22 protein-coding genes, 1 other RNA gene and 6 pseudogenes are annotated in these 24,174 nt (G+C 60.4%); 16 read left to right on the top strand and 13 right to left on the bottom strand.

Features of this window, described 5'->3' with window-relative positions; all coding sequences use genetic code 11:
• Positions 1-94 precede the first annotated feature (94 nt).
• Positions 95-634: an Hsp20/alpha crystallin family protein gene (locus ACIGJC_RS30525; protein ID WP_483714671.1), complete on the top strand. Its 540-nt coding sequence runs from the start codon at positions 95-97 to the stop codon at positions 632-634.
• A 133-nt stretch (positions 635-767) separates the two neighbouring features.
• Positions 768-1,016, top strand: coding sequence for a hypothetical protein (locus ACIGJC_RS30520; protein ID WP_483714670.1), 249 nt, complete (start codon positions 768-770; stop codon positions 1,014-1,016).
• Between the two features lie 77 nt (positions 1,017-1,093).
• On the opposite strand, the gene ssrA is transcribed toward ACIGJC_RS30520, so the two are convergent.
• Positions 1,094-1,423: a transfer-messenger RNA gene (ssrA, locus tag ACIGJC_RS30515) on the bottom strand.
• A gap of 223 nt (positions 1,424-1,646) precedes the next feature.
• Here ssrA and ACIGJC_RS30510 point away from each other — a divergent pair.
• From ACIGJC_RS30510 to ACIGJC_RS30500, 3 genes are all read left to right on the top strand, one after another.
• Complete coding sequence (locus ACIGJC_RS30510) at positions 1,647-1,979, top strand: ElaB/YgaM/YqjD family protein (RefSeq protein WP_483714669.1); 333 nt, start codon at positions 1,647-1,649, stop codon at positions 1,977-1,979.
• A gap of 36 nt (positions 1,980-2,015) precedes the next feature.
• Positions 2,016-2,948 (top strand): ribose-phosphate diphosphokinase, encoded by a 933-nt coding sequence (locus tag ACIGJC_RS30505; protein WP_483714668.1) that lies wholly within the window; start codon positions 2,016-2,018, stop codon positions 2,946-2,948.
• Positions 2,949-3,018: 70 nt separating this feature from the next.
• Positions 3,019-3,330, top strand: a complete 312-nt coding sequence (locus ACIGJC_RS30500; RefSeq protein ID WP_483714667.1) for a hypothetical protein — start codon at positions 3,019-3,021, stop codon at positions 3,328-3,330.
• 736 nt (positions 3,331-4,066) lie between these two features.
• On the opposite strand, the gene ACIGJC_RS30495 is transcribed toward ACIGJC_RS30500, so the two are convergent.
• The 3 genes from ACIGJC_RS30495 to ACIGJC_RS30485 all read right to left on the bottom strand — a co-directional run bounded on the left by ACIGJC_RS30495 (position 4,067) and on the right by ACIGJC_RS30485 (position 6,481).
• Positions 4,067-4,441 carry a PHA-granule associated protein 4 gene (locus ACIGJC_RS30495; RefSeq protein WP_483714666.1) on the bottom strand — a complete coding sequence of 125 codons (375 nt, stop codon included), beginning with the start codon at positions 4,439-4,441 and terminating at the stop codon, positions 4,067-4,069.
• Between the two features lie 1,399 nt (positions 4,442-5,840).
• Complete coding sequence (locus ACIGJC_RS30490) at positions 5,841-6,227, bottom strand: type II toxin-antitoxin system VapC family toxin (protein WP_483714665.1); 387 nt, start codon at positions 6,225-6,227, stop codon at positions 5,841-5,843.
• Positions 6,224-6,481 carry a type II toxin-antitoxin system Phd/YefM family antitoxin gene (locus tag ACIGJC_RS30485; protein WP_116323145.1) on the bottom strand — a complete coding sequence of 86 codons (258 nt, stop codon included), beginning with the start codon at positions 6,479-6,481 and terminating at the stop codon, positions 6,224-6,226. Before ACIGJC_RS30485 ends, ACIGJC_RS30490 begins: the two co-directional genes overlap by 4 nt.
• A gap of 263 nt (positions 6,482-6,744) precedes the next feature.
• Here ACIGJC_RS30485 and ACIGJC_RS30480 point away from each other — a divergent pair.
• A pseudogene (locus ACIGJC_RS30480) lies at positions 6,745-7,894 on the top strand (helix-turn-helix domain-containing protein).
• Positions 7,895-8,238: 344 nt separating this feature from the next.
• Here the strand turns inward: ACIGJC_RS30480 and ACIGJC_RS30475 are convergent.
• From ACIGJC_RS30475 to ACIGJC_RS30460, 4 genes are read right to left on the bottom strand one after another with little or no spacing between them, the layout of a single operon-like run.
• Positions 8,239-8,367 carry a hypothetical protein gene (locus ACIGJC_RS30475; RefSeq protein WP_483714663.1) on the bottom strand — a complete coding sequence of 43 codons (129 nt, stop codon included), beginning with the start codon at positions 8,365-8,367 and terminating at the stop codon, positions 8,239-8,241.
• A gap of 35 nt (positions 8,368-8,402) precedes the next feature.
• Positions 8,403-8,816 carry a hypothetical protein gene (locus tag ACIGJC_RS30470; protein WP_483714662.1) on the bottom strand — a complete coding sequence of 138 codons (414 nt, stop codon included), beginning with the start codon at positions 8,814-8,816 and terminating at the stop codon, positions 8,403-8,405.
• The gene (locus tag ACIGJC_RS30465; RefSeq protein WP_483714661.1) at positions 8,813-9,493 is read right to left on the bottom strand and encodes a helix-turn-helix transcriptional regulator; all 681 of its coding nucleotides are present in this window, start codon (positions 9,491-9,493) and stop codon (positions 8,813-8,815) included. Before ACIGJC_RS30465 ends, ACIGJC_RS30470 begins: the two co-directional genes overlap by 4 nt.
• A 12-nt stretch (positions 9,494-9,505) precedes the next feature.
• On the bottom strand, positions 9,506-9,703 hold the full coding sequence (locus ACIGJC_RS30460) for a hypothetical protein (RefSeq protein ID WP_483714659.1): 198 nt from the start codon (positions 9,701-9,703) through the stop codon (positions 9,506-9,508).
• Positions 9,704-10,492: 789 nt separating this feature from the next.
• Here ACIGJC_RS30460 and ACIGJC_RS30455 point away from each other — a divergent pair.
• From ACIGJC_RS30455 to ACIGJC_RS30440, 4 genes and pseudogenes are all read left to right on the top strand, one after another.
• Positions 10,493-10,933: pseudogene (locus tag ACIGJC_RS30455) on the top strand (Fic family protein); the annotation flags it as partial.
• A 268-nt stretch (positions 10,934-11,201) separates the two neighbouring features.
• Positions 11,202-11,765: a hypothetical protein gene (locus tag ACIGJC_RS30450; protein WP_483714658.1), complete on the top strand. Its 564-nt coding sequence runs from the start codon at positions 11,202-11,204 to the stop codon at positions 11,763-11,765.
• A gap of 87 nt (positions 11,766-11,852) precedes the next feature.
• Entirely contained in the window at positions 11,853-12,668 is an 816-nt protein-coding gene (locus ACIGJC_RS30445; RefSeq protein ID WP_483714657.1) for a TOTE conflict system archaeo-eukaryotic primase domain-containing protein, read from the top strand.
• Positions 12,653-13,607: pseudogene (locus tag ACIGJC_RS30440) on the top strand (DEAD/DEAH box helicase family protein). The gene ACIGJC_RS30445 and the pseudogene ACIGJC_RS30440 overlap by 16 nt, the downstream one beginning before the upstream one ends.
• Before the next feature lie 190 nt (positions 13,608-13,797).
• Here ACIGJC_RS30440 and ACIGJC_RS30435 read toward each other — a convergent pair.
• Positions 13,798-15,015: an RNA-guided endonuclease InsQ/TnpB family protein gene (locus tag ACIGJC_RS30435; RefSeq protein WP_483714656.1), complete on the bottom strand. Its 1,218-nt coding sequence runs from the start codon at positions 15,013-15,015 to the stop codon at positions 13,798-13,800.
• Positions 15,016-15,093: 78 nt separating this feature from the next.
• Between ACIGJC_RS30435 and ACIGJC_RS30430 the strand changes: the two are divergent.
• Positions 15,094-15,423: pseudogene (locus ACIGJC_RS30430) on the top strand (DEAD/DEAH box helicase); the annotation flags it as partial.
• A gap of 86 nt (positions 15,424-15,509) precedes the next feature.
• Here the strand turns inward: ACIGJC_RS30430 and ACIGJC_RS30425 are convergent.
• Positions 15,510-15,833: a helix-turn-helix domain-containing protein gene (locus ACIGJC_RS30425; protein WP_483714655.1), complete on the bottom strand. Its 324-nt coding sequence runs from the start codon at positions 15,831-15,833 to the stop codon at positions 15,510-15,512.
• A gap of 191 nt (positions 15,834-16,024) precedes the next feature.
• Here ACIGJC_RS30425 and ACIGJC_RS30420 point away from each other — a divergent pair, with 191 nt between their 5' ends.
• The 5 genes from ACIGJC_RS30420 (at position 16,025) to ACIGJC_RS30400 (ending at position 19,689) form a co-directional block, all read left to right on the top strand.
• Positions 16,025-16,396: a helix-turn-helix domain-containing protein gene (locus ACIGJC_RS30420; protein WP_483714653.1), complete on the top strand. Its 372-nt coding sequence runs from the start codon at positions 16,025-16,027 to the stop codon at positions 16,394-16,396.
• The gene (locus ACIGJC_RS30415) at positions 16,396-17,694 is read left to right on the top strand and encodes a type II toxin-antitoxin system HipA family toxin (protein ID WP_483714652.1); all 1,299 of its coding nucleotides are present in this window, start codon (positions 16,396-16,398) and stop codon (positions 17,692-17,694) included. The genes ACIGJC_RS30420 and ACIGJC_RS30415 overlap by 1 nt, the downstream gene beginning before the upstream one ends.
• A gap of 98 nt (positions 17,695-17,792) precedes the next feature.
• A complete protein-coding gene (locus ACIGJC_RS30410; RefSeq protein ID WP_483714650.1) occupies positions 17,793-18,134 on the top strand; it encodes a hypothetical protein in 342 nt (113 codons plus the stop codon).
• Between the two features lie 81 nt (positions 18,135-18,215).
• On the top strand, positions 18,216-19,127 hold the full coding sequence (locus tag ACIGJC_RS30405; RefSeq protein WP_483714649.1) for a tyrosine-type recombinase/integrase: 912 nt from the start codon (positions 18,216-18,218) through the stop codon (positions 19,125-19,127).
• Positions 19,128-19,254: 127 nt separating this feature from the next.
• Positions 19,255-19,689, top strand: coding sequence for an HU family DNA-binding protein (locus tag ACIGJC_RS30400; protein WP_483714647.1), 435 nt, complete (start codon positions 19,255-19,257; stop codon positions 19,687-19,689).
• A 619-nt stretch (positions 19,690-20,308) separates the two neighbouring features.
• Here ACIGJC_RS30400 and ACIGJC_RS30395 read toward each other — a convergent pair.
• From ACIGJC_RS30395 to ACIGJC_RS30385, 3 genes and pseudogenes are all read right to left on the bottom strand, one after another.
• Positions 20,309-21,495 (bottom strand): annotated as a pseudogene (locus ACIGJC_RS30395) (RNA-guided endonuclease InsQ/TnpB family protein).
• Positions 21,489-22,120: pseudogene (locus ACIGJC_RS30390) on the bottom strand (IS607 family transposase). Before ACIGJC_RS30390 ends, ACIGJC_RS30395 begins: the two co-directional pseudogenes overlap by 7 nt.
• 1,520 nt (positions 22,121-23,640) lie before the next feature.
• Positions 23,641-24,150 (bottom strand): hypothetical protein, encoded by a 510-nt coding sequence (locus ACIGJC_RS30385; protein ID WP_483714646.1) that lies wholly within the window; start codon positions 24,148-24,150, stop codon positions 23,641-23,643.
• Between the last annotated feature and the right edge of the window lie 24 nt (positions 24,151-24,174).

Raw genomic sequence — 24,174 nt, 5'->3', positions numbered from 1 at the left:
CAGTAGCCGTCGTGCCGCTTTGATACGAGTCAAATTGCCCAATAAGAGACGGCCTAGGATGGTTCTTACATCGACCCCACAGGAGGAACTTGAAATGGCTGAATCTCAAACTACGGTGCCCGTGAAGAAGGGCGAAGAGGCCGCCAGGCACCCGTGGCCCCTTCAGGCCTGGCACCCTATCGAGAGTCTGCGGCGCGAGATGGAGCGCTTGTTTGACGATTTCGATCACGGCACGCGCTTGACGTCGGCACGCCTGCCGCGGTTCGGCCTGGAACCATTCTGGCGGCACGAATGGATGCCATCCGCTCCTTCCGTGGATCTTTCCGAAACGGACAAGACCTTTGAGCTGACGGCCGAGTTGCCGGGGATGGACGAGAGGGATATCGAGGTGAAGCTGGCCAATGGCGGCCTGACCATCAAAGGCGAAAAGCGCGAGGAGAAGGAGGAAAAGGAGAAGGACTATTACCTTCGCGAGCGTCGCTTCGGTTCCTTTGAGCGCTATTTCCGACTGCCCGAGGGCGTTGATGCCGACAAGATCGAAGCCAGGTTCAACAAGGGCGTGCTGACCGTCACGCTTCCCAAGACGGTAGAGGCACAGAGTGCGGCTAAGAAAATTCCGGTGAAGAGCACCTGACAGCAGGGTGTCATCACGGCGAGAGTCCGGCGACGATTGCCTCGCCGCTCTCGTCGATCCTGTCTTCGCGGACGAGCACGGCATCCACCTTGCGCCCTCGGTCACCGGGGCGACCTTTTTTCTAGGAGTGGCAATGGAAACGCACAAAGCAGTGCCGCGGGCCGCTACCGCAAGCGAGATCCGCGACATCGTCGGACCGGTCGAGGATCAGGTGGTTGAAAGGATCATGGACGAAGCGCCAACCAATGCAGAAGTCCTGGAGGCCTTCACATGGCTTCGCACCGACCCGCGGTTGCGGCATCGCCCTGGCTTCGAACTGGAGGGAAAGGCCGCACGCATTCTCGAAATTCTGGAAAGCGACGAGCGGGATTCGGGAGACTGAGACGGCGTTGGTGCCATGGCTCACGGCGACATCGGAGAGCCCGGGCATTCGTCAGGGGCGAGAAGCCAACTGAAATATGACAATGGGGACCGAAGTCCCCATCGGCTGTCTTTGTTTACAAGGCTTCAGCGGCCCCGGCATTGGCCTCAGGCGGCCAGTGCGAAACGCTCATCGTTGGCGTTTATGGATTTGCGTCATTTACGTCGATCGCCTGACGGGTTGCCTGCGCCCCTTTGCACGCCCTGTCGAAACCGATACACCCCCACCTAAGCGCGCCGCGTGCACGGTACGCTGAGGTGGAGGTGAGGGGATTCGAACCCCTGTCCAGAACGCCGCCAGATTGCCGGGATGACAACCATGTTTCCAATATGGAGCGCCCATGGCTATTTTCAAGAGCGAGGGTGAGCGCTGAGGTCTGCGGCGAAATTCGCCATGGCGGACACGGCCGTTCAAGGCTCGTCGTGGTGTCAAGCGTGGGCCGCTGCGTACCAGGATAGGAGTAGGAACGTCTTGGCCCTGGTCTTGTTCCTTGTCAAACCGCGGTGCCAGGACGCCTCTATATTGACCTTGCACCGGTTACGCAATGGTTGCCGCCTGTGCGGCCGTGGTTGCAGAAAGAGGGAGTGAACGATGAACGATATCCGTGCAGATCTTGCGGTACACGGGGGAACGCTGATTCGCGACGCCAATGTATTGCTCACCGATGTACAGGCCTTGCTCAAGGATCTCGCGGACGAGACTGGCACCGGAGCCAGCCAGGCGCGAACCGAACTCGGAAGCCGGCTGCGAGCACTACAGGCGCGCCTGGACGCGCTGCGTGACGCTGGCCGTGATCGCGTGGGGCAGTTCTCAGAGACGGCGGACTTGTATGTCCACGAACATCCATGGCAGTGCATCGGGACCGTCGCGGCGATTGGTGCTGCGACCGGCGCGATCGTGGCACTGGCCGTCGGCCGCCGCTAGGGGTGTCATGGCCGTTGGTGTGTGGATGGAGACGGGATGAGTCCGAAGCCGAGCACGCAGCAAGTGGTCCTTTCCATGCCAGGGAACGAGCGGCAGGCTGCGGCGCTTTGCGGTGCGCTACATGCGACGGCTGGCAGGGCCATCGTGCGGCACTTTCCGGATGGCGAGTCCGCCGTCAGGCTGCAGGAAGATGTGACGGGCCGGGACGTCATCCTTGTCTGCACGCTGGACCGCCCCGATGCCAAGGTAATGCCGCTGCTGTGGCTTGCAGCGGCTGTGCGGGAGAATGGCGCGGCCCGGACGGGGCTATTGGCGCCCTACCTGCCTTACATGCGTCAGGACAAGATCTTTCGCGCTGGAGAAATTGTCTCCGCCAGGCACTTCGCCGCGTTGCTGTCCGGCCACTTCGACTGGTTGGTAACAGTCGATCCACACCTGCACCGCATCGGCAGCCTGTCGGAGATCTTCTCCATCCCGACCATCGCGATTCATGCCGCGCCGGCCATTGCACAATGGATTCGCAAACAGATCGCGGCGCCGCTGATCATCGGTCCCGACGAGGAGAGCGGCCAGTGGGTGGAGGAGATTGCGGCCCGGTGCCAGTCGGCAGCGGTTGTGCTGCAGAAGGACAGGTTTAGCGACACGGCTGTCCATATCGCCGCACGCAGGCTGCCGGAGGCGGGGGACTGCACGCCGGTGCTCATCGACGACATCGTCTCCACTGGGCACACCATGCTGGAGGCCGCCAGGCAGCTTCGCGAACACGGCTACCGGCCGCCGGTGTGCATAGGCGTCCATGCGCTCTTTGCCGGCACTGCCTACGCAGATCTTTGTGCCGTCGCTGCCGACGTTGTCAGTTGCGACACCGTCGAGCATCCGTCCAATCGCATCCCGCTCGCAAACTGGCTGGCAGAGGGTGTTCAAACTGAGGTGCAACGTGGAACTGGAGCACCAGTCCGACCCGATTGAAGGCGGAGGATGCATTGTCGGTGAACCGGGGGGGGCCTGGTCCCTACGGAAAAGAAAGGGGAAATTCGTCATGCCTGGCAAGAGGTTCAACCCAATGTGGGAAACAGCGCTGGCGGCACTTGAACGGGCTGAGCATCTGCACCGCCAGTTCTTCCGGCTTGCCGGCCAGTCACGGCAAGTGCCGATATGGGAGCCACCCGTGGAACCGGTCGAGCAGGACGGGCGGCTCATGCTCATGGTGGCGCTTCCCGGAGTCAGCCCGGACGCGGTGGACCTGACGCTGGGGGGCAATCGCTGCCGCTGCTCAGCCGAGACACACGCTTTGACTGGCGGCGTGGCAAGCAGCAATGTGCGTCGCCATCAAGTCGACTCCGTACGCTGAACGCTAGACTCGTGCCAATGACATCCTTCTGCGGCGTGCGTACCCATTTCTGCGAGCCGTGAAAGGAGCGTCTCCTGGGCATCTTGTGGGGCCTGCGGGGCCAGTGAATTGGCGTGGAACAAGCCAGGCGTCAGTTCAGAGATTCTTTCCTTTGCCTTGCGAAGTTTGGCAATCGACCTGAGCACAGTCTCATTGCGTAGGAATGATCGACCGGTCGGTTTGCGCACCAACATGATGAATGGTGATTGAGCATGTTCAGCATGGCCATGTGGCATCGCGTAGTGGCTGCGCAGGTGCTTGAATTTGTTGATCACTGCGCTCCCCATGACACCGGACGGTCGACGCGACACGCTGGGCGAGGGATTGCGTGCCCTGGGAGCTTGGCGGATACTGAAGCTGGGTGCTTGACAACGGGTGCCCGACTTCTTCTTGGACGTTCCACGGCTCTCTTCCGCGAGGTGGAGAGCTGTTTTTTTGCCCTATTTGAGTGCGTGCAGAAGCGAAGAAGAGCCCCGAAACGTTATCGCGTACGGATACCCCTGGAGGACTGGCCCGACATCGCCGGGCACAACGAATCTTCAGGGATGGTAGCTGCTGCCACGACGACGGGCAATCCGCGACCGGCCCCCATCTCTGCGTACGAGATAAGAGTTCCCCCGAGGCGGCCTGGAAAATCAAGGCGCGACTCACGGCTCAAATCCTGTTCTGGACTTCAGGAAGGCTGCATGGCAACGGGTTACTCCGTCCACACAGCATCGACATCCCGCATTAGGTGTCCAGCGAGGATGTAGTCCCCGAGCTTCTCCGCTTTTCCCTCCAGGCGCTCCAAGTCAGCCGCTGGCAGCGTGCTGAGCTGAAATTGGCAGTAAAGATTGCGCTGACGGAACGTCAACTTTGGACGACTCAGTCCGGCAACAAGTGCCGCGGGCGAGCTGACGGCAATACTCTCATGGCCGCGATACTGGACGCGTATGCCAAGCTTTTCGCCCAGTCTGCCCAGTTCAATCGCATCCTGCCATCCTGATTCGTAGTCCAACTCCACGACCGTGACGCCTTCTGTTTCCAGAAGCTTTAGTGCCTCGCCTTTGGTCGCAGCCAGAGCTGTCGCCATTGCCTCCTCCCCTGCTCGTAAGACCTGTGGCGATTCGCGCGCTTCTACGGTCCAGATTGCTGCAAGGCAACATTGTAAGCGGGGAAGTGGCGCGTTCGTCAGTCTTGTCCTCCGGCGTGCGACTTTGGCTTAAGACTCTGTACTCGTGGATGCGGCAACCTTGCGCGGGTGCAGTCGTGGCTACGCATTCGGCGGACCTCTGATCAGGTAAATTGGTGATCATTCAGAAATAACCGTGGTTGAGTGGCGGCGTTACACCTGCGGTCACGTCATCGATCCGCCAGTTCCATTCAGACCAATTCACCTACCCCAACGACCGATGTCAGAAGGCCATGTATTCATTTGCGGCGACCCCCATGGGCGCTGATCGAAAACGTCCACCGTCACCGCCCCGAGGCGGTGGTGCTCGCTGGAGCCATCCAGGCTAGGCGCCCACTGGACCAGGAACTCGCCAGCATCCTTCCCCTGACGCAGGTGTGGTGGATTCCTGGTAATCACGACTCGACAACCTGTTCGGCTCAAGCCTTTCCGACCGGAACCTGGATGGGCAGGTGGTCACGATCGCAGGCCTTCGGATTGCGGGGTTGGGCGGAATCTGATGGATCGCGCCTGCGGCGGCTGCCGTCGGCAAGTTGGACGCGCCGGTTGCCCGATAGTGATTGCGACCGAAAAAACAGCCCTCGATCCGATGGAAGAGGGCCGCAGAACGTCCAAGTAGATCGGGTAGCGCCTTGCGGCGTCGCCCGCAGTCAGTATCCGCCAGCTCGCCGTTGACGGCAATCCAACCTGCGGCGCGCAGTTCATCTGTTCGTGAAAAAAGAACCCGCGCTCATCAAGGGAGGGGCGCGGGTGGTAGCAGGACCTACCGGAACAGGATACGGCGATATAAACATCGCGCAACACAGGATTAGGAGCCATTTTTGCCGGCAGTTCTTTTGCCAGCGAGAAAATTGTCACGCAGCTAACAGAACGCTGAACGAGGGGTGGCTCGACCTTGCGGGACCGCCTCAAGTCGGATGCACTCTCGTCGGAGAGCGATTGGCGCTGCGGACGTCAAAAGCGGAAAGCGGGACGCCGAGGGCGAACGAATCACGCGCGCACGCGGAGTTGACCCCGGGAGCCGGGCGTTTGCCGCAATCAGTCTGTTGATAGTGTGGCCGGCTTTGATTTGCCAGCGCGTTAGCCGCGGGAGCTTAGGGCGATCACCCGGCGCACACGCGCTTATGAGAGACGGTACCACGGTCGGCTCTTTGGTAGCGACGGGCGCGTTGGTACGCGTAGCACGAGCGAACGACAGTAAGCGCTGCTCGAATGCCTGGAGCGATTTCTTCCGTCAGGCATCGAGTTTCGGGTTCTCGGATTTCTCACTCGCTTTTTGGCACATGGCATTCGGCAGCACTCATACGACCTTAGTCGTCGGGGAGTAGCGGGTCATTTTCGTGTCGGCGGTCAGCAGCGTCATTCCCTCATGGAGGGCCTGCGCTACTAGCATGCGGTCGAAAGGGTCTTTGTGGTCATCGTGAAGCGCCAGCGCATCGAGAGTGCTCGTATGGTACTTGTTCATCACCAGGCTTTGATATCCGCACAGATCGAACGCAGCGTTGGCCTGAGTGGCTGTGAACCCCAGCTTGCCGATGGCCGATTTGATACCGATTTCCCAGAGGCTCACCACGGAGACGAAAATATCGTTGGTCGGCTCGGCAATAACCGCCGCGGCTGCGGCCGGCAATTCAGAGCTGCCGGTCACTGCCCACAGCGCGATGTGTGTATCCAGGAGCACCCTCACTCATCGCCCTCCAGAAACATCGCCGCGACTTCGTCGTCGCTGGCGTTGAATTTATGCAGAGTCAGTCCCTCTAGCGACGGAAGCATGCCTTTGGCCCCGCCGATGCGTTGGGGTGCGAAAGTGGGTACGGGGACGAGCTGGGCAGCCGGTTTACCATTGCGAGCGATGATGACTACTGCCTCGGTGCCCGACTCGACAGCGTCCACCAGCTTCGAAAGCTGGCTTTTCGCATCGTGCATGTTGATCGTCAGCATCTTTACTCCTTAGCTAGAAGTTTTAGCTAAGTATAACTGCCAAGGCGCTGACTTGCGCGTTTGCAACGATGCATCAACGCGCGCGCCCAACCGAACGCGCGCGCAGAAAGCCAAACATGATTGAACATAATGCATATTCTACGTAATTGGTATGTAGCGGCAAAGTTGTAATGTCCGGTTTTGGCAAAGTTCAAATGTCCGCCTGAGTGGTCCATTCGTGGTATTCAGCCTGCCCGGTTGAAACACGATGGAGACGCCAGAGGATGGCTAAATCCGAGGTCATTACAGTCAGCATGCATGAGTTAGACAGGCTCAAGACCGTCCAGGCGGTCGTGGATGGTCAGTTACGGCCTGGTGTGGCCGCCGAACGGTTGGAGATCACGGACCGGCAATTGCGGCGGTTGCTGGAGCGCTACCGGCAAGAAGGCCCGTCAGGGCTCGTGACCCGCAAGCGCGGCCGCCCGAGCAACAACCGGCTGCCGGCCGACCGTGAAGCCGCGGCGCTGAACCTGATCCGGGAACACTACGTCGACTTCGGGCCGACGCTGGCCTGCGAGAAGCTGCGCGAACGCCATGGACTCACGTTGTCCAAGGAAACGCGCCTACCTGGAGCGCCATGGCAAGCCGGTGGCGTTCTACAGCGACAAGGCCAGCGTCTTCCGGGTCAACAAGCCGAATGCAACCGGCGGCGATGGCCATACCCAGTTTTCCCGAGCCTTGTTCGAGCTGAACATCGAAGGCATCTGCGCCAACAGCAGCCAGGCCAAGGACCGCGTCGAACGGACCCACCTGACGTTGCAGGACCGCCTGGTCAAGGAGCTGCGCCTTCGCAATATCAGCACCATGGAAGCCGCCAATGTCTTCATGCCCGACTTCATCGCGGACTACAACGCGCGCTTCGCCAAGGTCCCGCGTAACAGCCATAACGCCCATCGTCCGCTGCGATCGGACGAGAACCTGGATCTGATCTTCGCTTGGCGCGAGCCGCGCTGCGTTTCCAAGAGCCTGACCATCCAGTACGACAAGATGCTTTACCTGCTGACGGATACACCCGAGCATCGGAAGTCGGCTGGTCGCTATATCGATGTCTATCACTATGCCGACGGCAGGATCGAGCCACGCGCGAATGGCGTCGCCCTGCCCTACACCACCTACGACCGGCTATCGGAAGTGGATCAAGGTGCGATCGTCGACAACAAACGGTTGGGGCACGTATTGCAACTGGCGCAATACGTTCAGGAGAAACGCGACAACACGCGATCTCTCTCTTTGCCTGCCACGGAAGGCGTTGTCCGCAAGCGTGGGCGACCATCAGGCAAGAAGTCGCAGTGCTCGCTGGATCAGAACGATATGTTGGAAGCGCTAAAACGCTTACAGCAGCAACCGTGGCCGCTTAACGGAACTGACAACTGATTTCCGCCTGCTCCTGGGGCCCTGCTGGAATGACAGCCCCACCCTGAACTGGACTCTGTCGTGTCAGGTCAGCCCCACCACCCTACGGGAACAGCCCCCAAAGACAGAACAAACAAGCTGAAAGGACACCGGACAAGCGGACATTTCAACTTAGCTTTGACAATCAATCAAGCACACCGTAGACGTTTCTTGAATGCCGTCGCGCCGGCGGCATCGCTACCGCGATGGCGCCTCCGCTCGGAGCGCCTCGCGAGCATTCACAGGGTCTCTATGCAAATAGCCTGTCGCATCATTTGCCGGCCGCCTCCGAAATTCGCCATGATCAGTGGGGACCTTTGCTATTGTTAATCTTTTGCTTCCGGCATGTTCGCGTTCTCCTTGCCTCTTTTGTCTTCCGCAAGCTTAATCCACCGCTTGATCCGTGCGCGCAGCCGCCCTTGGGAAGCGCTATCAATTGGCATCTTGTCGACCATTGCAATCGCTTCATCCGCCTTTACATAACCGTGTACTAGAAGCGCCACGTCGAAGTCGCGGTCCTTGTCTCGATCTGCGACGGCCTTGGCCATGAAAAGATCGAGCACGCCAGGCAATAGCCAACGTGCCCATTCGTACCTTGATTTTGGATGCGCTCCACACGATGCAGCCAGCCGGCCGGCAGACAGGCCGTTTCTGGTCCTACACCCTGCGCATAGTAGCCATGCGTGTCATGAAAATGAGAGCCCTCACCAATCGCCGCGTCGATGCGATCGGCTTTATCGTGAGCATTAAGCGGATAAATGTCGGCCTCCGAAGACACCGTAAAGACTGCGGGCGGATATGGGATTCCGCCCAGAATCGACTGGCTGCCGACGATCACGAATTCGTATTCATCCGTAATCTCGCCCGCCGCTCGAATGATGTGCTCCAAGTCTTCGCGATTCATTTCGCCATGTCCTCGCCGACATCCCCTAGAACCACCCCCTTCTTGAGCGCTTGCACTTGAGCAAGGACATCACGCCGGACTTCCGCCGGCAACACGGTCGGCAGCGGGGAGGCTTGTCGGAGTTCTTGGGCACGCCTGCTTCGTCCCAAGGCTTTCCGCCACGAGCCGTGCGCCAGGATTTCTTCCCATTCGGCCCAAAGGGAATCTGAGCGCGACAGACCATTCGAGCGCCATCTCTTCAGCGTATCCTGAGCGCGAGCCAGCAGATCGGGATTAGCACTGACTAATCGCACCGCTTCCTTGTGCAGTGCGAGGCTCTGCAAGTCCTGGGCTTGGTGGCGCGAGGAATCGGAAGAGACCAATACCTGAACTTGTGGCCGCATGCGCCAAGAGGTCGCAGCTGCGGAGTTCGCTGGGGCGGGCTGGAAGGTGTCGTTAGCCAACAAGGCGAAGTCGCCGGCAACGCCCAACGCTGACATCACGCGGAGGTATGTGCCGATCGTTGGTGCCGGATCCCCGGATTCCACCGAATTGAGGGTGGTCCTTGAGATGCCGACCCGCTTGGCCATTTCGACCGCAGTCAGCCCTTGCGCCTTCCGCAGGCCCTTGAGGCGATCGCCCAACTGCAAAAGCAGGTGGCGCTCGAGTACTGAGGTGGTATCAGTTGACACTCGCATTTGTTCATTATCTTAGGCTAAATCCCTATTTTTGTCCAGTCTATTGAACATATCCATGACGTTTTTCCGGGCGGCGCACATATGTGCGGCATAAAGAACCAAAAAGAGATCCGGGAGACCCACGCCGACGTCGGGTCCACCCTGGCGGCCGAGAAGCTGCGCGAGCGCCACGGCATTGACCTGGCCACGGAGACGGTCCGCCCGGATCATGATCGACGCCGTGCTGGGTGCCCCGCAAGCTGCGCCCGCCTAAGCTCCACCAGCCGCGCAACCGCCGCGCCTGCCTGGGCGAGCTGGTGCAGATCGACGGCAGCGACCACGCCTCGTTCGAGGACCGGGCGCCGGCCTGCACGCTCTTATCAACGTCGACGACGCCACCGGCCCGTTGATGCAGCTGCTGTTCGTGCCCGCCGAATCCACGCGCGCGTAATTCACCGCCACGCGCGCCTATGTCGAGCGCCACGGCAAGCCGCTCGCGTTCTATGCGGACAAGGCCAGCATCTTCCTCGTCCGCCAAGTACAACGCCGAGGGCCGCGGCTACGAGAGTCTGCTCGAATCAATCCGACGCTATGGAAAAGCCTACAGCAGATTGGCCGAGATATTCGATGCGCGGTACCACGTTATGCATGCAGGCGAACGCGTCTGCAATGAGCTCGCCATCGATGGGCGCGTCGGGTGCCCCATGCACTACTAAGGGGATCTTCAAACTGCGCCACAATCACGCCACTCCCTCAAGCGAACTGCGCCATGGCCAACAGGTCCACTGCCTAAGCCATGCTAGAAAGCATTCGGAAAGCCTCCGCGGGATTAATGCTCGCCGAGTTGCCGGCACAGCATCCCGACGTGGCGCGTCGGACAGCCCAACGCTGGATCAGCCAATGGATCGATGGCGGACAGGTTACGGCAATCGGCGAAGGGCGTGCCCGTCGTTATTTTGGGGCGAAAACGACAGAGGTTGCTGCGACCGCGCCGGAGCGAGACCGCTTCCCGGGTTACATCCCACTTTCCGCCGACAGGTTTGTCCGCTGACGTTCCTGGATGTGCCGGAGCAAGCTTATAGTCGCGCCATCCTTGGCATGTATGAGATGACCCGCGTCGAATTGCTGCGCGATCTCTACGTTTGGGCCTACGAGCGCTCAACGCAAGAGTACCTGGCCATCAAGCAGGATCTGGCGGAACCCGATCCGCTACGCCTTGCCTGGCGGGATGTGATCAAACAAACGATCCGGGACGTCGTGCTGCAACCCGATCAGGATGCCCTATCCGTGATTCGGGAGGTCGTCATGGCAACAGTGCCAGAGGTTGATCGTGACAACATGCAAGCGCTGATCGTTGAAGAACTCCGACGGCTGCACGAGGGCGTACTGGCCCGCTACGGATTGCGCCCCTCGGAACTTGCAGCTTGGAAGGCATCCCAGGTGGCTGGGCCTCCCAACTGATTTCATTGCCGCCACGTGAACAAGCTCTACACTCTTCACGCTCCCAGTAGGGGGCGCAGCGTGGAAGCCTGTCCCGAAAGGAAGGGAAGTCCGCGCGGATACTACGAAACCGAAGCCCTGCGCTACGGCTGTCGGAGCTAAACAACGCAGGGAGCGGCGAGTCGCGGCCTGGAGCTGCATTGTTGGACATGCCACTCCAAAGCGAACCGATGTACGCCCACGCTGCTATCAGCGAAACGGGCGCGGATTCCACAGAAGGAGCATGTCAATGTCGGATGTAAAGCCTAAGGCAGCCCACAAATCCTCGCCCTCCTGGAGCGATGTCAAAACCAAGCTGGCCGACTTCGACCGTGCCGGCCTGATCGGGCTGGTACAGGCCCTGTACGTGGCGAGTAAGGACAACCAGGCCTTCTTGCACGCCCGGTTTACCCTGGGCCAGGATGTGCTCAAGCCATACAAAGTGACCATCGACCGCTGGCTGTGGCCGGATCTGTTCAAGAATCAGGACACCTCGGTAGCCAAGGCGAAGAAGGCGATCTCGGAGTACAAGAAGGCCAATGGCCAACCAGAAGGGATGGCCGAACTGATGGTGTTCTATTGCGAACGGGCGTCCGGCTTCAGCGCTGACATTGGCTACCAGGACGATGGCTATTTCGACGCCTTGGTGCGGATGTTCGACCAGTCGCTGCAAATGATCGCTACCTTGTCCGATACACAGCGGCCGGCACTCTGGGCACGTCTTGCCCAAGTACGCCGTACCAGTGACAATTTCGGGTACGGGGTGGGCGATGACATGGATGAATTGCTGGCCGAGTATGGCGTCGATGGCTGATCGTGATGCGTTCGCCGCGCTGCAAGCCGAGAACGCCCGCCTGATGTTCAGGAAGCTGAGCGGTCGCGCTTTTCCACGGTCGACAAAGTGGCGCTGTTCCGCCGGTTGTTTCGCGGCCGCACGGATGTCTATCCGATCCGTTGGGAGAGCAAGTCCACAGGCAAGTCTGGCTACGCGCCAGCTTGCGCCAACGAATGGCGCGCCGGCGTTTGCGAGAAGCCGCGCATCAAGTGCGGCGACTGCGGCAACCGCTTGCTGATCCCGCTCTCCGATCAGGTCATCTACGACCATTTGGCCGGTGAACACACGGTGGGCATCTATCCGCTGCTGGAAGACGACACCTGCTACTTTCTCCCCGCCGATTTTGATGAGGCGGAGTGGCAGGACGATGCGCGTGCCTTCGTGCAGTCCTGCGGGGAACTGGGGGTGCCGGTCGCGCTGGAGATTTCCCGTTCCGGCCAGGGCGCGCATGCCTGGGTCTTCTTCGCGGGCAAGGTGTCGGCGCGCGATGCGCGCCGGCTGGGCACAGCCATCATCAGCCACACCTGCTCGCGCACCCGGCAACTCAAGCTGGCGTCCTATGACCGTCTATTTCCCAACCAGGACACGATGCCAAAGGGCGGCTTTGGCAATCTGATTGCCCTGCCACTGCAGAAGCATTCGCGTGAGCAAGGCTGCAGCGTGTTCGTCGATGCCGATTTTCGCCCCTATCCGACCAGTGGGCATTCCTTGCTTCAATCCAGCCGATGGCACCGCACGACATCGAGCCAACGATTTTTCGCGCCACCGATGGTGTCCACCCGTTGGATGTCACCTTTGTCACCGACGAGGACTTTTCCACCCAGTGGAAGCGCAAATCCCTCGCGGCAACCCCCCTGGCAGGCCCTATGCCTGAGTCACTGACCGTGACGCTGGCTAACCTTATCTATTTTGAGAAGGCACAACTGCCGCAACCGCTGGCCAATCGCCTGATCCGTTTGGCGGCATTCCAGAATCCCGAGTTCTACAAGGCGCAAGCGATGCGTATGTCGGTGTGGGACAAGCCGCGCGTGATCAGCAACGCGGAAAACTTTCCACAGCACATTGCCCTCCCGCGCGGCTGTCTCGAGGCTGCGTTGGAACTGCTGCGTGATAACGGCATCCGCTGTGATCTGCACGACGAGCGCTACTCAGGTGAGCCCATCGACGTCAGTTTCGCCGGCATGCTCCGCCTCGACCAAGAAGCCGCGATTGCCGGGATGTTGCAGTACGACGCCGGCGTGCTGTGTGCACCGACTGCCTTCGGCAAGACGGTCACTGCGGCCGCCATGATCGCTCGCCGCGGCGTCAACACCCTGGTGCTGGTACAGCGCACCGAACTGCTCAAGCAATGGCAAGAGCGTTTGCGAGCATTCTTGGGGCTCCGTAACGGCGAGCCTCGGCACCATCGGCGGTGGCAAGGTCAAGCCTTCCGGCAAGATCGACATCGCTGTAATGCAATCCCTGTCGCGGCTGGGCGAGGTTAGCTCGCTGGTCGAGAACTACGGTCATGTCATCGTCGACGAATGCCACCACGTCGGCGCGGTCTCGTTCGACGCGATTCTGAAACGAAGCAAGGCAAAGTACGTGCTCGGCCTGACGGCCACCCCGATTCGCCGCGATGGCCAGCAGCCCATCATCTTCATGCAGTGCGGGCCTATCCGGTACACCGCGGCAAAGGCGCCCAGCTCACCTCACGACTTGGTGGTCGTACCGCGCACACGCCCTTCACGCATTGAGCTGCCGACCGAGTCTGGCATTCAGGATATATCCGGCACCTGGTCCACGATCAGGCCCGGACCGACGCCATCGCTGCGGCCGTGACGGAGGCCTTCAATCGAGGCCGCAAGATTTTGGTACTGACCGAGCGCACCGAACACCTTGATGTCATCCAGGCTGCGTTGAATGGGCAGATTTCCCAACTATTCGTGCTGCACGGGCGGATTTGACATCCTCCCCTCCCTCGACCTGCGGTCGCCGCCTGTCGGCGGAAAGGAAGGGGATTCCTACGGCGCTACGCGATGAGCTGCGCAGCCACTTCGGCGGGTTCCTGCTTCGCAGAGCGGCCCAACTGCACCGGCTCTCCACAGGCTGCAACGCGGTGTCCCCGCGCCAAAACGTTGATCGCGCCGACGACGTCGGCGTTTTCCTCGAAGCCGCATTCGATGCAGGCGAAGCCAGCTTGCGTAAGCCGGTTGTCCGCGCTCACGTTGCTGCACGCCGGACATGTCCGGCTCGTGTTTTCGGGCGGCACTGCGACAAGCCAGCCGCCGTTCCACGCCAATTTGTATTCCAACTGGCGGCGGAATTCGAACCAGCCCTGATCCAGAATCGCTTTGTTCAGGCCGGACTTGGCCCGAACGTTCCTGCCTGGCTTCTCGGCACTGCCCGCTGCCGACCTGGACATGTTCCTCACCTGCAAGTCCTCGATACACACCATCGCGTGGTTTTGGCTGATCGTGGTCGTGGCTTTGTGCAGGTAGTCGCGGCGGGCGTTCCCGATGCGGGCGTGAATGCGCTGGATTCTAGCCTTCGCCTTCTGCCAGTTGCTGCTGAATTTCTGTTTGCGGCTCATCGTTTGCTGCGCTCGGCGCAGCCGGGCTTCGTGCCGCTTGAAACTATTTAGCGGGGCAAGGTAGCTGCCGTCGCTGAATGTCGCGAAGCGGGCCACGCCGACATCGATGCCCACGGCGCTGGCGGACTGTGGCACGGGGGCTTCGACCTCTCGTTGCGTCTGGATCGAGACGAACCACTTCCCTGCGCTCACGGAAACCGTAGCGTTGCGCATTTCCCCCAACATGGCCTGGCTGTTGCGGTAGCGCAGCCAGCCGAGCTTGGGCAGGAAAATACGACTGTTGGCCTGATCCAGCTTAATCTGTTTCGGATCGGGATAACGAAAGCTGTCGCTTTGCCCCTTCTTCTTGAAGCGCGGGAAGTCGGCCCGTTTGGTGAAGAAGTTGGTATAGACTCGCTCCAGGTCCTTCAGCGTCTGTTGCAGCGGATGTGTCGGTGCATCGGCGAGCCACGGTGTTTCGGTGCCTTTGCGCCAGGCCGTGAGTTCCTTGCACAGCCCAGCGTACTCGAGCTTCTTCTCGCCTTGCTCGTAACGCTGCTTCTGCAACGCCAGCGCCTTGTTGTAGACGAATCGGCACGAACCTGCGAAGCGGCGCATGTCCCGCGTCTGTTCGCCGGTCGGCATCAATTCGTACTTGAAGGCTTGGAGTCGTTGCATGATATAAATCGTATCAGGATTCATGCGTTGTCAAGGACGCCTGCGGCGTCCGCGCTATCCTTCCGACGCGCATTCTGGTCAAAACCGCAACGCGCCGCGTTGATCTCGGAGCTCGGCGCCCTGCCAGCCGACGCGGCTCGCGTCTTGGTGGCGACTGGCAAGCTGGTCGGTGAAGGATTCGACCACCCGCCCCTCGACACCCTGGTGCTCGCGATGCCCGTGTCGTGGAAGGGAACCCTGCAACAGTACGCCGGCCGGCTGCATCGAGAACATGCCGACAAGACTGACGTACGGATCATCGATTTTGTCGATGCTGGCCATCCGGCGCTGCTGCGGATGTGGCACAAGCGCCAGCAAGGCTACCGAGCCATGGGGTATCGGACGGCAGCAGAAGCCGGTAGTGACTGACCGTTCCCCCACTATGCAATCCAATGCACCGGGGATAGCCTGGATCGGCAACCAGGCGAGACTGCTTTCAACCATCCATCTGCCCGCTATGCATGGGGTTCCCACGCAGCTTGGTCGCCGACCTTGACTGCATGGGCCGCTGCCTGCTCGAGCCAAACACCATGGGCTTTTGGCACGACCAGCATCGTCAAACCCAGTCCGTCCAGCACCCGCAGGACGTGCTCGAGATTGACGCCCTTACCGTTCTCTAGCTTGGACATCATGCCGACAGACACACCACAACTTCTTGCTGCCTGGTCAATGGGCATCCCTTGCCCTCCTCGGGTGGCGCGGATGCGGTCACCCAGTTGCGTAATGGTACGGATGGTGGCGCGCGAGGGGGGCGTCGGATCAGGAAGTGGTCGTGGCATGGGATTCTTTCGCTATCGTGAAATTATACTGGACACGACGACAACGGCTCCGAGGTGGAATCCATCAAACCCGCAATAGCACTCAGTTATAAGCGAATAATCCACTTTATCGCTTATATCTAAGCGATAACTTGACCTCTCAACGATTGTTGACGAAAATACTGCGGTATTGTCATCTTATAACCGCTCACATGGCCACCCGTACCGCGCAAAAGCGCTCATATATGAGCGCTAATGATGGAAACGTCTTACCGACGCCAGTCTCTCGCGCCTTGATCAAACTGGGCCACGACCTGTCGCTGGCCCGCCGTCGCCGGCAGCTGACACAGGAGTCCATGGCCGAGCGCATTCAGACGTCGGTCGCCACCCTGCGTCGGATGGAAAAGGGTGACTCGCGGGTACAAATCGGGACAGTCGTCCAAGCGTTCTTCGTCCTGGGCGAGCTCAACAAAATCACTGAACTGATGGACACGGCGTCCGATGAGATTGGCTTGTCTCTCATGAACGAGCGGCTGCCCCAGCGCGTGCGGCGCAAGAGTGCCAAGAAGACGGGAGCCATCTAATGGCCCTCAAACAAAAGAAGGTGAGCGTCGTGCTGGGTCAGGCCGGGATTGCTCTTGGCGAGCTGTCCTATACGAAGGAAGGCAAACGGGAACATTCCAGCTTTTCCTACGACAACGTCTGGCTGGCCGATGCTGACCGGTTTTGGATTTCGCCCGACCTCCCCCTTGTAGAGGGCAACCAGTTCCGCAAGGCTCCCTCCAAGGGGGACTCCATCTTCCATTTCGCGTTCGCAGACACTGAGCCCGACGGCTGGGGCTGTCGGGTCATCGCGCGCGACCACGCCAAGCGCCGCAAACAGGCGCAGCAGAACGGCAAACCCGTCCCAGCCGCCGAATTGAGCGAGTTGGACTACCTGCTGGGCGTTGACGATGTGAGTCGAATCGGCGCCGTCCGGCTTGTCGACCAGAATACCAAGGAGTTCCTGCGGGTCATCGAAGACGACGGCCGGGGCACACCGCCGCTGCTAGAGCTCGCACACCTGATGGCAGCTTCTCGCGCGGTGGAGATGAACCAGGAGACCGAAGCCGACTTGCGCTACCTGCGCGGACGCGGTACGTCGCTAGGCGGGATGCGCCCAAAGTGCACCATCGTCGATGAAGACGGCCACCTGGCCATCGGCAAGTTTCCAAGTGTCAAGGACGACCGCAGCGTGACCCGGGGCGAGATTCTGGCCCTGCACCTGGCAGCCGCCGCGGGCATCTCGGTAGCAGACTCCCGCATCGTCATGTCTGATGACATCCCTGTCGCACTTGTTCGCCGGTTCGACCGGGTAGCCAATGGCGGGCGAATTCCGTACCTGTCAGCTGGCTCAATGATGCAGGCTTCTCGGCAGGAAGACTACGCATACACGCAGATTGCCGACGCCATCATCGCCAACAGTGTCGATCCCGCCCGCGACCTTGAAGAGCTATGGCGTCGGCTGGCGTTCAATCTGCTTATCACAAACGTCGACGACCACGTACAAAACCACGGCTTTCTGCATGTGGAGCACGGCCAGTGGCGCCTGTCGCCGGCCTTCGATATCAATCCGTTCCCCGACAAAGATCAGGAGCTCAAGCTGTGGCTCGATGAAGGCTACGGCCCCGTCGACTCCATCGAAGCGGTCGTAGGTGTGGCTCCCTATTTTCGCCTCAATGCGGCTGCCGTTCAGCGAGTGCTGGGCCAGGTGTACCAGGCCATCGTCGACTGGCAAACTGTCGCTCGGTCTTCCGTCGTGGGCATGACCGCACGCGACCTGAACGATTTCGCGCCCGCGTTTGAGAATGAACAGATGAGCATCGCCAAGACTCTGCTCTAGTTGGCTACATTTAGCAGCAGCAGTCGCCACACTAGGCAACCAAAAGGACGGCTACGCAGTCCGCACTCTCAACCCCGGGCTGAACCCCGAGGCTTCCCGTGAATTTGGTGAGCGACTTCTATCCTGTGCCGTTCGGCGAGGCGAAAGACCTGTGCGAAGCCAGCACCGATACGCCTCAGCCGCTGCTGGCACTGACCTACGCCGGCTATCGGGCCCGGGCCAAGGCCGGCAATTTGAGTTTTCCGGACGAGAAGCACTACGCCCTGCTCCAGGACATCCTCGGTTACTGCGCCGCGGAGTGCTTGCTGGCGTGTTGCTACTTGCAGGAATACCGCTTGCAGGAAATTGCCGACATGCTGGACGCGGCCTATCCCCGCTACGCGCGAACCCGTGCACGGCTGCTTGGGCGGCGCAATTGCGATGGCCGCCCGCGCTTCTGACCCCCTCGCCTGCTAGCAATATCCGCCTCAGCGAGGCGGCAGGGACGTGGGGAGAGGCAATTTCAGTATATAACAGCAACTATGGATACCCTCTGGCTCACGAATCCCACCCTGGCCTATCGGGACTGGCAGGCCCGCGAGGCGGCCGGCGCGGATCGCCGCCCGTACTCGGCTCGCTCGATCGTCCAGCACCAGGCGATGTTCGAGCACTTCCGCCGACATCTGCTGGTCAGCGGAACGTCCGTCGTCGCGTTTGGCGCCGACGATATCGACTCGTTCTGGTTGAGCGCGGAGGCCCGCACCTATTCGCAGGCCACGCGCATGCGGTACGTCAAGCTGCTGGACCGGCTATGCCGGCATCTGGTCTTCGCCGGCGTGCGCCAGGACAACCCGGCCGCTCCTCTTCTCGCCGTCGAGCGGTGGCCGGACACTGAACCCACGCCGCAGTATCTCGACGCAGACGTCGATGCGCGGCTGCGGGCCTTTTTGCAGTCGCCTGCCGACGATCTGGCACAACTGCGCAGCCGCGCCATCGTGGCCACGTTTCTGGCGACGGGCATCACCGCCGCGGAAGCCCGCGCCGCGCGCATCGTGAACCTGGTCCCGGACGCCCGCCCCCCTTACCTCTTCGTGCCGGCACATGGGCCACGAGACGCCCGCACGGTGCACCTGCCCGACTTCGCGGTGCCCGTACTGCGTGCGTGGCTGGCGCGGCGCAAAACGTTACCGATCGAGGGCGATCGATTGTTCACGCTCACCCCGGACGGAGGCCCAATCACGGACATGAGCTTCGGACGCATCGTGTCGGCGGTGCTCGAAGCGATTGGCGGGTCGGACGCGGAGATGAGTCCGCGCACGCTGCGCAATACCTTCGGCCGGCGGCAACTGCTTGCTGGACGCTCGCGCGCGGAAGTCAGCCATATGCTGGGCCTGTCCAGCCATCGCACGTGCGACCGCATCGCCGCCACGATCCTTGTCGACAGACCGTTGTAACCGCGCACCGTTCGAACGCCGGGTGAAATCCCGGCCTTGCACATGCAACCGTCTTTGCTATGCTTCGCCGGTGCGCTGCAAGTTAAATCCGGCTTGCAGGCGCGCATTTCCATCCAGACCTACGACTATGGCCACGAAAGCAAAACCCGTAGCAAAGACTGCAACGAAGACCGCAGCGAAGAAAGCCGCTCCGGCCAAAAAGGCTGCCGCCCCGGCTAAGAAGGCAGCCGCTGCTGCCCCGGTCGCCAAGCCGATCAAGGAAACCTTCAACAAATCCAGCCTGCTGGCTCACCTGATCGAGCAAACCCAACTGGAAAAGAAGACTGTGCAGACTGTGCTCGCCCACCTGGAGAACACCATCGTCAGCGCCATCCACAAGAAGGGCGCGGGCGAGTTCACGCTGCCCGGCCTGTTCAAGGTCGCTGCGATCCAGGTGCCGGCTACCAAGAAGCGTTTCGGCAAGAACCCGTTCACTGGTCAAGACCAGTGGTTCGCCGCCAAGCCTGCCAGCGTGAAGGTAAAGGTCCGCCCGCTGAAGAAGCTGAAGGACGCGGCGGCGTAATTGCTTCGCACCCGTAGCAAAAGGAAAAGCCCCGAAATCGCGAGATTTAGGGGCTTTTCTGCATGTTGACGGTCATCAGAACAGTGAATGCTGCGTCCTCGCGACCTGCTGCCAAGCCGCCTGTCCTGCCCGCGGCAAGATCTCGAAAGACAACGCCCGCTCGCGCAAGGCCCCGACGTCGTACTCAAAGATCGGCCCCAGGTGATCCTTACACGGTGCGCCGTGCGATCTCGTCGTGTTCGGCGCGCGGTGCGTGCGAAAGCGTGAGGCATGCCGTACTGTGCATACCAGCATTAACTGTAAACAACCCGACCAGGGCGCCATCGCAGCGTCGTGGGTCTCCAACAGGACGGCCGACTAGCTCAGTCAGTGATGGCGCTACTGTCTTCGCGACAGAGTCAAACTCAGTCGACACGTTCTCGGCCCCCACCTGCGTCAGCTGCGCGAGCTGGCCTAGTATCGGGTGCGCCGAGCAATCCCTTGGCTATTCCAGTACGCAGAGCTGCCCGAGTTTCATCGTTGATAACACCGACCAAAAGGCACTGAACATGTGTCAGCAGGCCTTCGATCTTCGATAGCCATACCAAGATCCCGTTCCGTCAGACTTGCTCACTCCTGCTCAAACAGGAACAAAGCTGACTTCCTGCTTCGCAGAGGCTGGTTTCGCTCGGGTCTTACGAACCGAGCCAGCGCCTTCCTCTCCACAGGCTGACACCGTGGAACTCACGGCGTTGTTACAGAGGTTCACGGCCGCATTCACGTCGCGGTCGTGAATCGTCCCGCATGCGGGACATGTCCATTCGCGCATCGACAGGGGCAAGCTCTCCAGCTTGTCGCCGCACGCCGAGCACGTCTTGCTGCTGGCGTCGGCCACCACCCCTGGCCGCCGCGCATGTCCGCCTTGTACTCCAGTTGCCGCCGCAGCTCGAAGAAGCCCATGTCGGCAATCGAGCGGGCGAGATGCCGGTTTTTCACCATACCGCGCACGTTCAGATTCTCGATCCCGATGGTATGGAAGCGGCGCGTCAGATCCGTCGTGAGCCTGTGCAGAGCATCCGAGCGGACGGCGGCGATGCGGGCGTGCAGCTTCGCCAGCTTTGCTCTAGCCCTGCGGCCATTCGCAGAGCCCTTGACCTTGCGCGACAGGCTGCGTGAGAGACCGCGCAACCGGTCCAATAGCGCCTTGTGAGGCTTCGGACCAGGAACTTTTTCTCCCGTCGAGAGTGTCGCTAGAGCTGACACACCCAGATCGACCCCCACCGCGCCTTGGTTTTCGGCTTCAGGCAGGTGCGAACTGTCGGGTGTGTCCACGGTGATGCTGACGAACCAGCGGTCGGCCACACGGGAGACCGTGGCCGACATGATCTTGCCAGCAAAGCGCAACGTCTCGCGCATGCGCACCCAGCCGAGATTGGGGATGCGAATGCGTGAGGCGTCGATACTGAACTGATCGTTGGTGAGCGTAAAGCGGTCGTGCATGCCCTTCCTGCGGAACTGCGGATAGCGGGCGCGGCCTGCGAAGAAATTCTTGAACGCGTCGCCCAACTGGATGATCGCCATCTGCGGCGCATTCTTGGTGACTTCCATCATCCACGGAAACTGCTCGCGCTTGATCGCGTTCAGTTGGCGTCGCAACGCTGCCTGCGACGGCTTGGGCAGCGCGTTTTCCGTCTTCCACGCCTCGTACTGGCGCTTCCACTCGGCCAGCGCCCAGTTATAGGCGAAGCGCGCCGTGCCCGCCGCACGCGCCAGATACGTGGCTTGCGCGTTGTTCGGATCGAGGGCGATGCGGTGGGCAATCAGCATGACTGGGCATTCTCCACGGCCTTGCGCACGCCGTCGAGCAGCTTCTGATTTTTGCGCGAACGGCTACCGTAGAGCCGGGCGCTGAACACCGTGTGATCTCCAGCACGTCCTTGGCCAAGTCTTCCTCGAACGTCGTGTCCTCGCCCTGGTTGCGAATCACGACCTCGACGTTCTTCGCCTCGCAGATGGCGAACACCCGTTCCGCACCGAAGCGCAGCAGCCTGTCCTTGTGGGTGATGACCAGGCGCCCGACAGCGCCGTCGATGATCGCGCCCAGCAGGCGCTTGAGGCCCTTCTTGTGGTAGTTCATGCCGGAGCCAAGGTCGGCAATCACCTCAAACGTCCAGCCCTGGCGGGCACAGTAAAGCTCCAGCACCTGCTTCTGCCGCTCAAGGTCATCCTTCTGGTCGTGGCTGGAAACACGGGCGTAGGCCACGGTGCGTCGCGCCGGATCGGGCGTGTGGAATTGTTCGGGGCGCAGCCGCGCGAGATCGTAGCGTCGTCGCCCGCCCGCTGTGCATTCGTCTGGGATGAGCTTGCCTTCGCGCTCCCAGTGCCTCAGCGTTGGGGCCGAGACGCCCAGAAAGTCCGCTGCTTCTTGAATGCTGACCATCATGCGTGACATGTGCAAAATGTCCACAACTGCGCAAGAACGCGCAACTAATATCTCAGCAGTTGAAGCCCTCCGATCTTCATAGCCTTCAAACCATGGCCATCGTCGAAATGGCGAGCGATTTCGAACAGCACTCCAGGCTCTGCACACCCATCGAAAGGGGTGCGCGCTATCAGGCTAGCAAATGTGGCGTCACCATCGGCCCCGAAGTGCGTAGCCAATACATTGAGATGGTTCTCTATAGAGTCGCCATCTGGAACGCTTAGGCCAAGGTGGAGAACAAGTTCACGCAAATTTTCGTGAACGTCCTCCCGCTGCGGCACGTTATTCTCGGAGGATCGCCAGATAAATGCTCGACCCTTGCTCGGACGCGATGGATCCAGGTAAAAGTCCTGAAACAGGGCTCTGATTACAGGCGTAACGGACATCAGTTCCAGAAGGCCGGTCTCATCGAAGTATTTCTTGTCATTTTCAAGTTTAGATTGGGCGGATCCTTCCCCCGTGGAAGCGATTGCCGTTGGATTGCATTGGCGCTGGCGGCCCAGGGGCCGACATAGCGACGAATAGACCCTCTGACAGAGAGCAATAGCCTGGCCTTTACAACCAGGCGAATTGGTAGCGCCGCATCAGAGCGCTCTCTGGCGAACTGCGAAGACAAAGCCCTTCCCACAAGCGGCGAAGTCTGTCGCGGTTCCCCAGGGAGAAAGAATGACGTCGAAGCCGCCCAACTGCGTCTGAAGTGATGGCGTGTCCCACCCTATTCCGCCTCATGGTCGTGACGCAGCGTGGCAGTTCCAGACACGCGGACTTGACTTCGCTCCCCAGCGCGTAAGGTAAATCTCGTGCCACTGCATGGCGCCAAACTTTACCTACGCCGGAGATCAAAAATGCATCGCAGCCGAAGGACCGCCCTGCCCACTTTCAACGTAGATTCTGCCGACACCGCTGATACGTCGCAGCAGTACGCTTTCCTACAGCGCTGGGCGGACGATCACGAATTTTGGGCGGGACAACCAAATGAAGATCATTTTCATTTCGGTGCAGATCCGCTTGCATACGTCTCAAGAAGCGCTCTTCGCGCACTACTGCTAACGATGTCGGCCGCAAACCCCGTACTGGTAAAACAGTCGCGGCCCTACACGGCTATTCCGTGTTGTGGCGACATAGATTGCAATACGTGCGACCTCATTCCCATTGACGCCCAGCCATAAGCACGGCTTTCATTAGGCCTACCGAAGTACTCCATGTGATTGGCAAATTAAGGTCGCCCTCGGAGGAGGGTCCTGCCCAGACACCGCAGACGTGCTGCGGCCCAGACCAGACTGTGCCGTCCAAGGCAACCGCCAAGTCACTAAGGTCGAGGAAGGTAACCATCGGATGCAGTGATAGGGACAAGGCCCCAATGGGAAAAGAAAAAGCTGTGCTGGCAAGCCAGCAAGGTCGATGCGTCAGAGACGCGAGAAGTGCAACGATTCCATCGCAGGCATGAGGCCAGTGATACCGATCCTCTGCCGAGTTCAGGATGCAGCTGCTCAATCCCCTTCGTCCTCAGACATGCAGGAGATCTCGCAGAGCACGTAGCGCGCAAACATCGCCTGGAAAGCCTCCTTTTGCGATCCGGAGAAGAACGCGCCCGCTACGTCGCCAGCACTCACCTTGAGACCGTCCTGCACGGAGAGGCATGCAGCGTTCAGTGCATCCTCGACCAGCTTCTCGATCAACAACGCGTTGCGTTCAACACTGGCGGCCAACCACTGTCCCAGCGCCTCTTGCACGCGCTTGGCCGACTCGCAAAAGGCATCTTCCTCTGCAGCGTTGGTGCGCGGGAACAGGCGATTCCACTCGCCTTCGTCCTCGCACAATCCCCCGAATTCATTGGCATCCACGAAATCGTGCAGCCTGGCGAAGTCCGTCACCGTCGGCGGAATCCGGCCGTCGGCAATTTCCCGCTGGATCTGGCGCTTACCGAACTCGATCGCCCGAGCAATCGCGCCGTCTTGCTCTTCGGTCAGGACTGTGCGCTGATCGCTAATGTTTTCCATACTGTTTCCTCATAAAAAATGCCC

This window comes from Cupriavidus sp. C3SS-1 (assembly GCF_057073755.1).
Note: the sequence above shows the minus strand (reverse complement) of the source record. Positions and strands in the feature narration are given on the sequence as shown.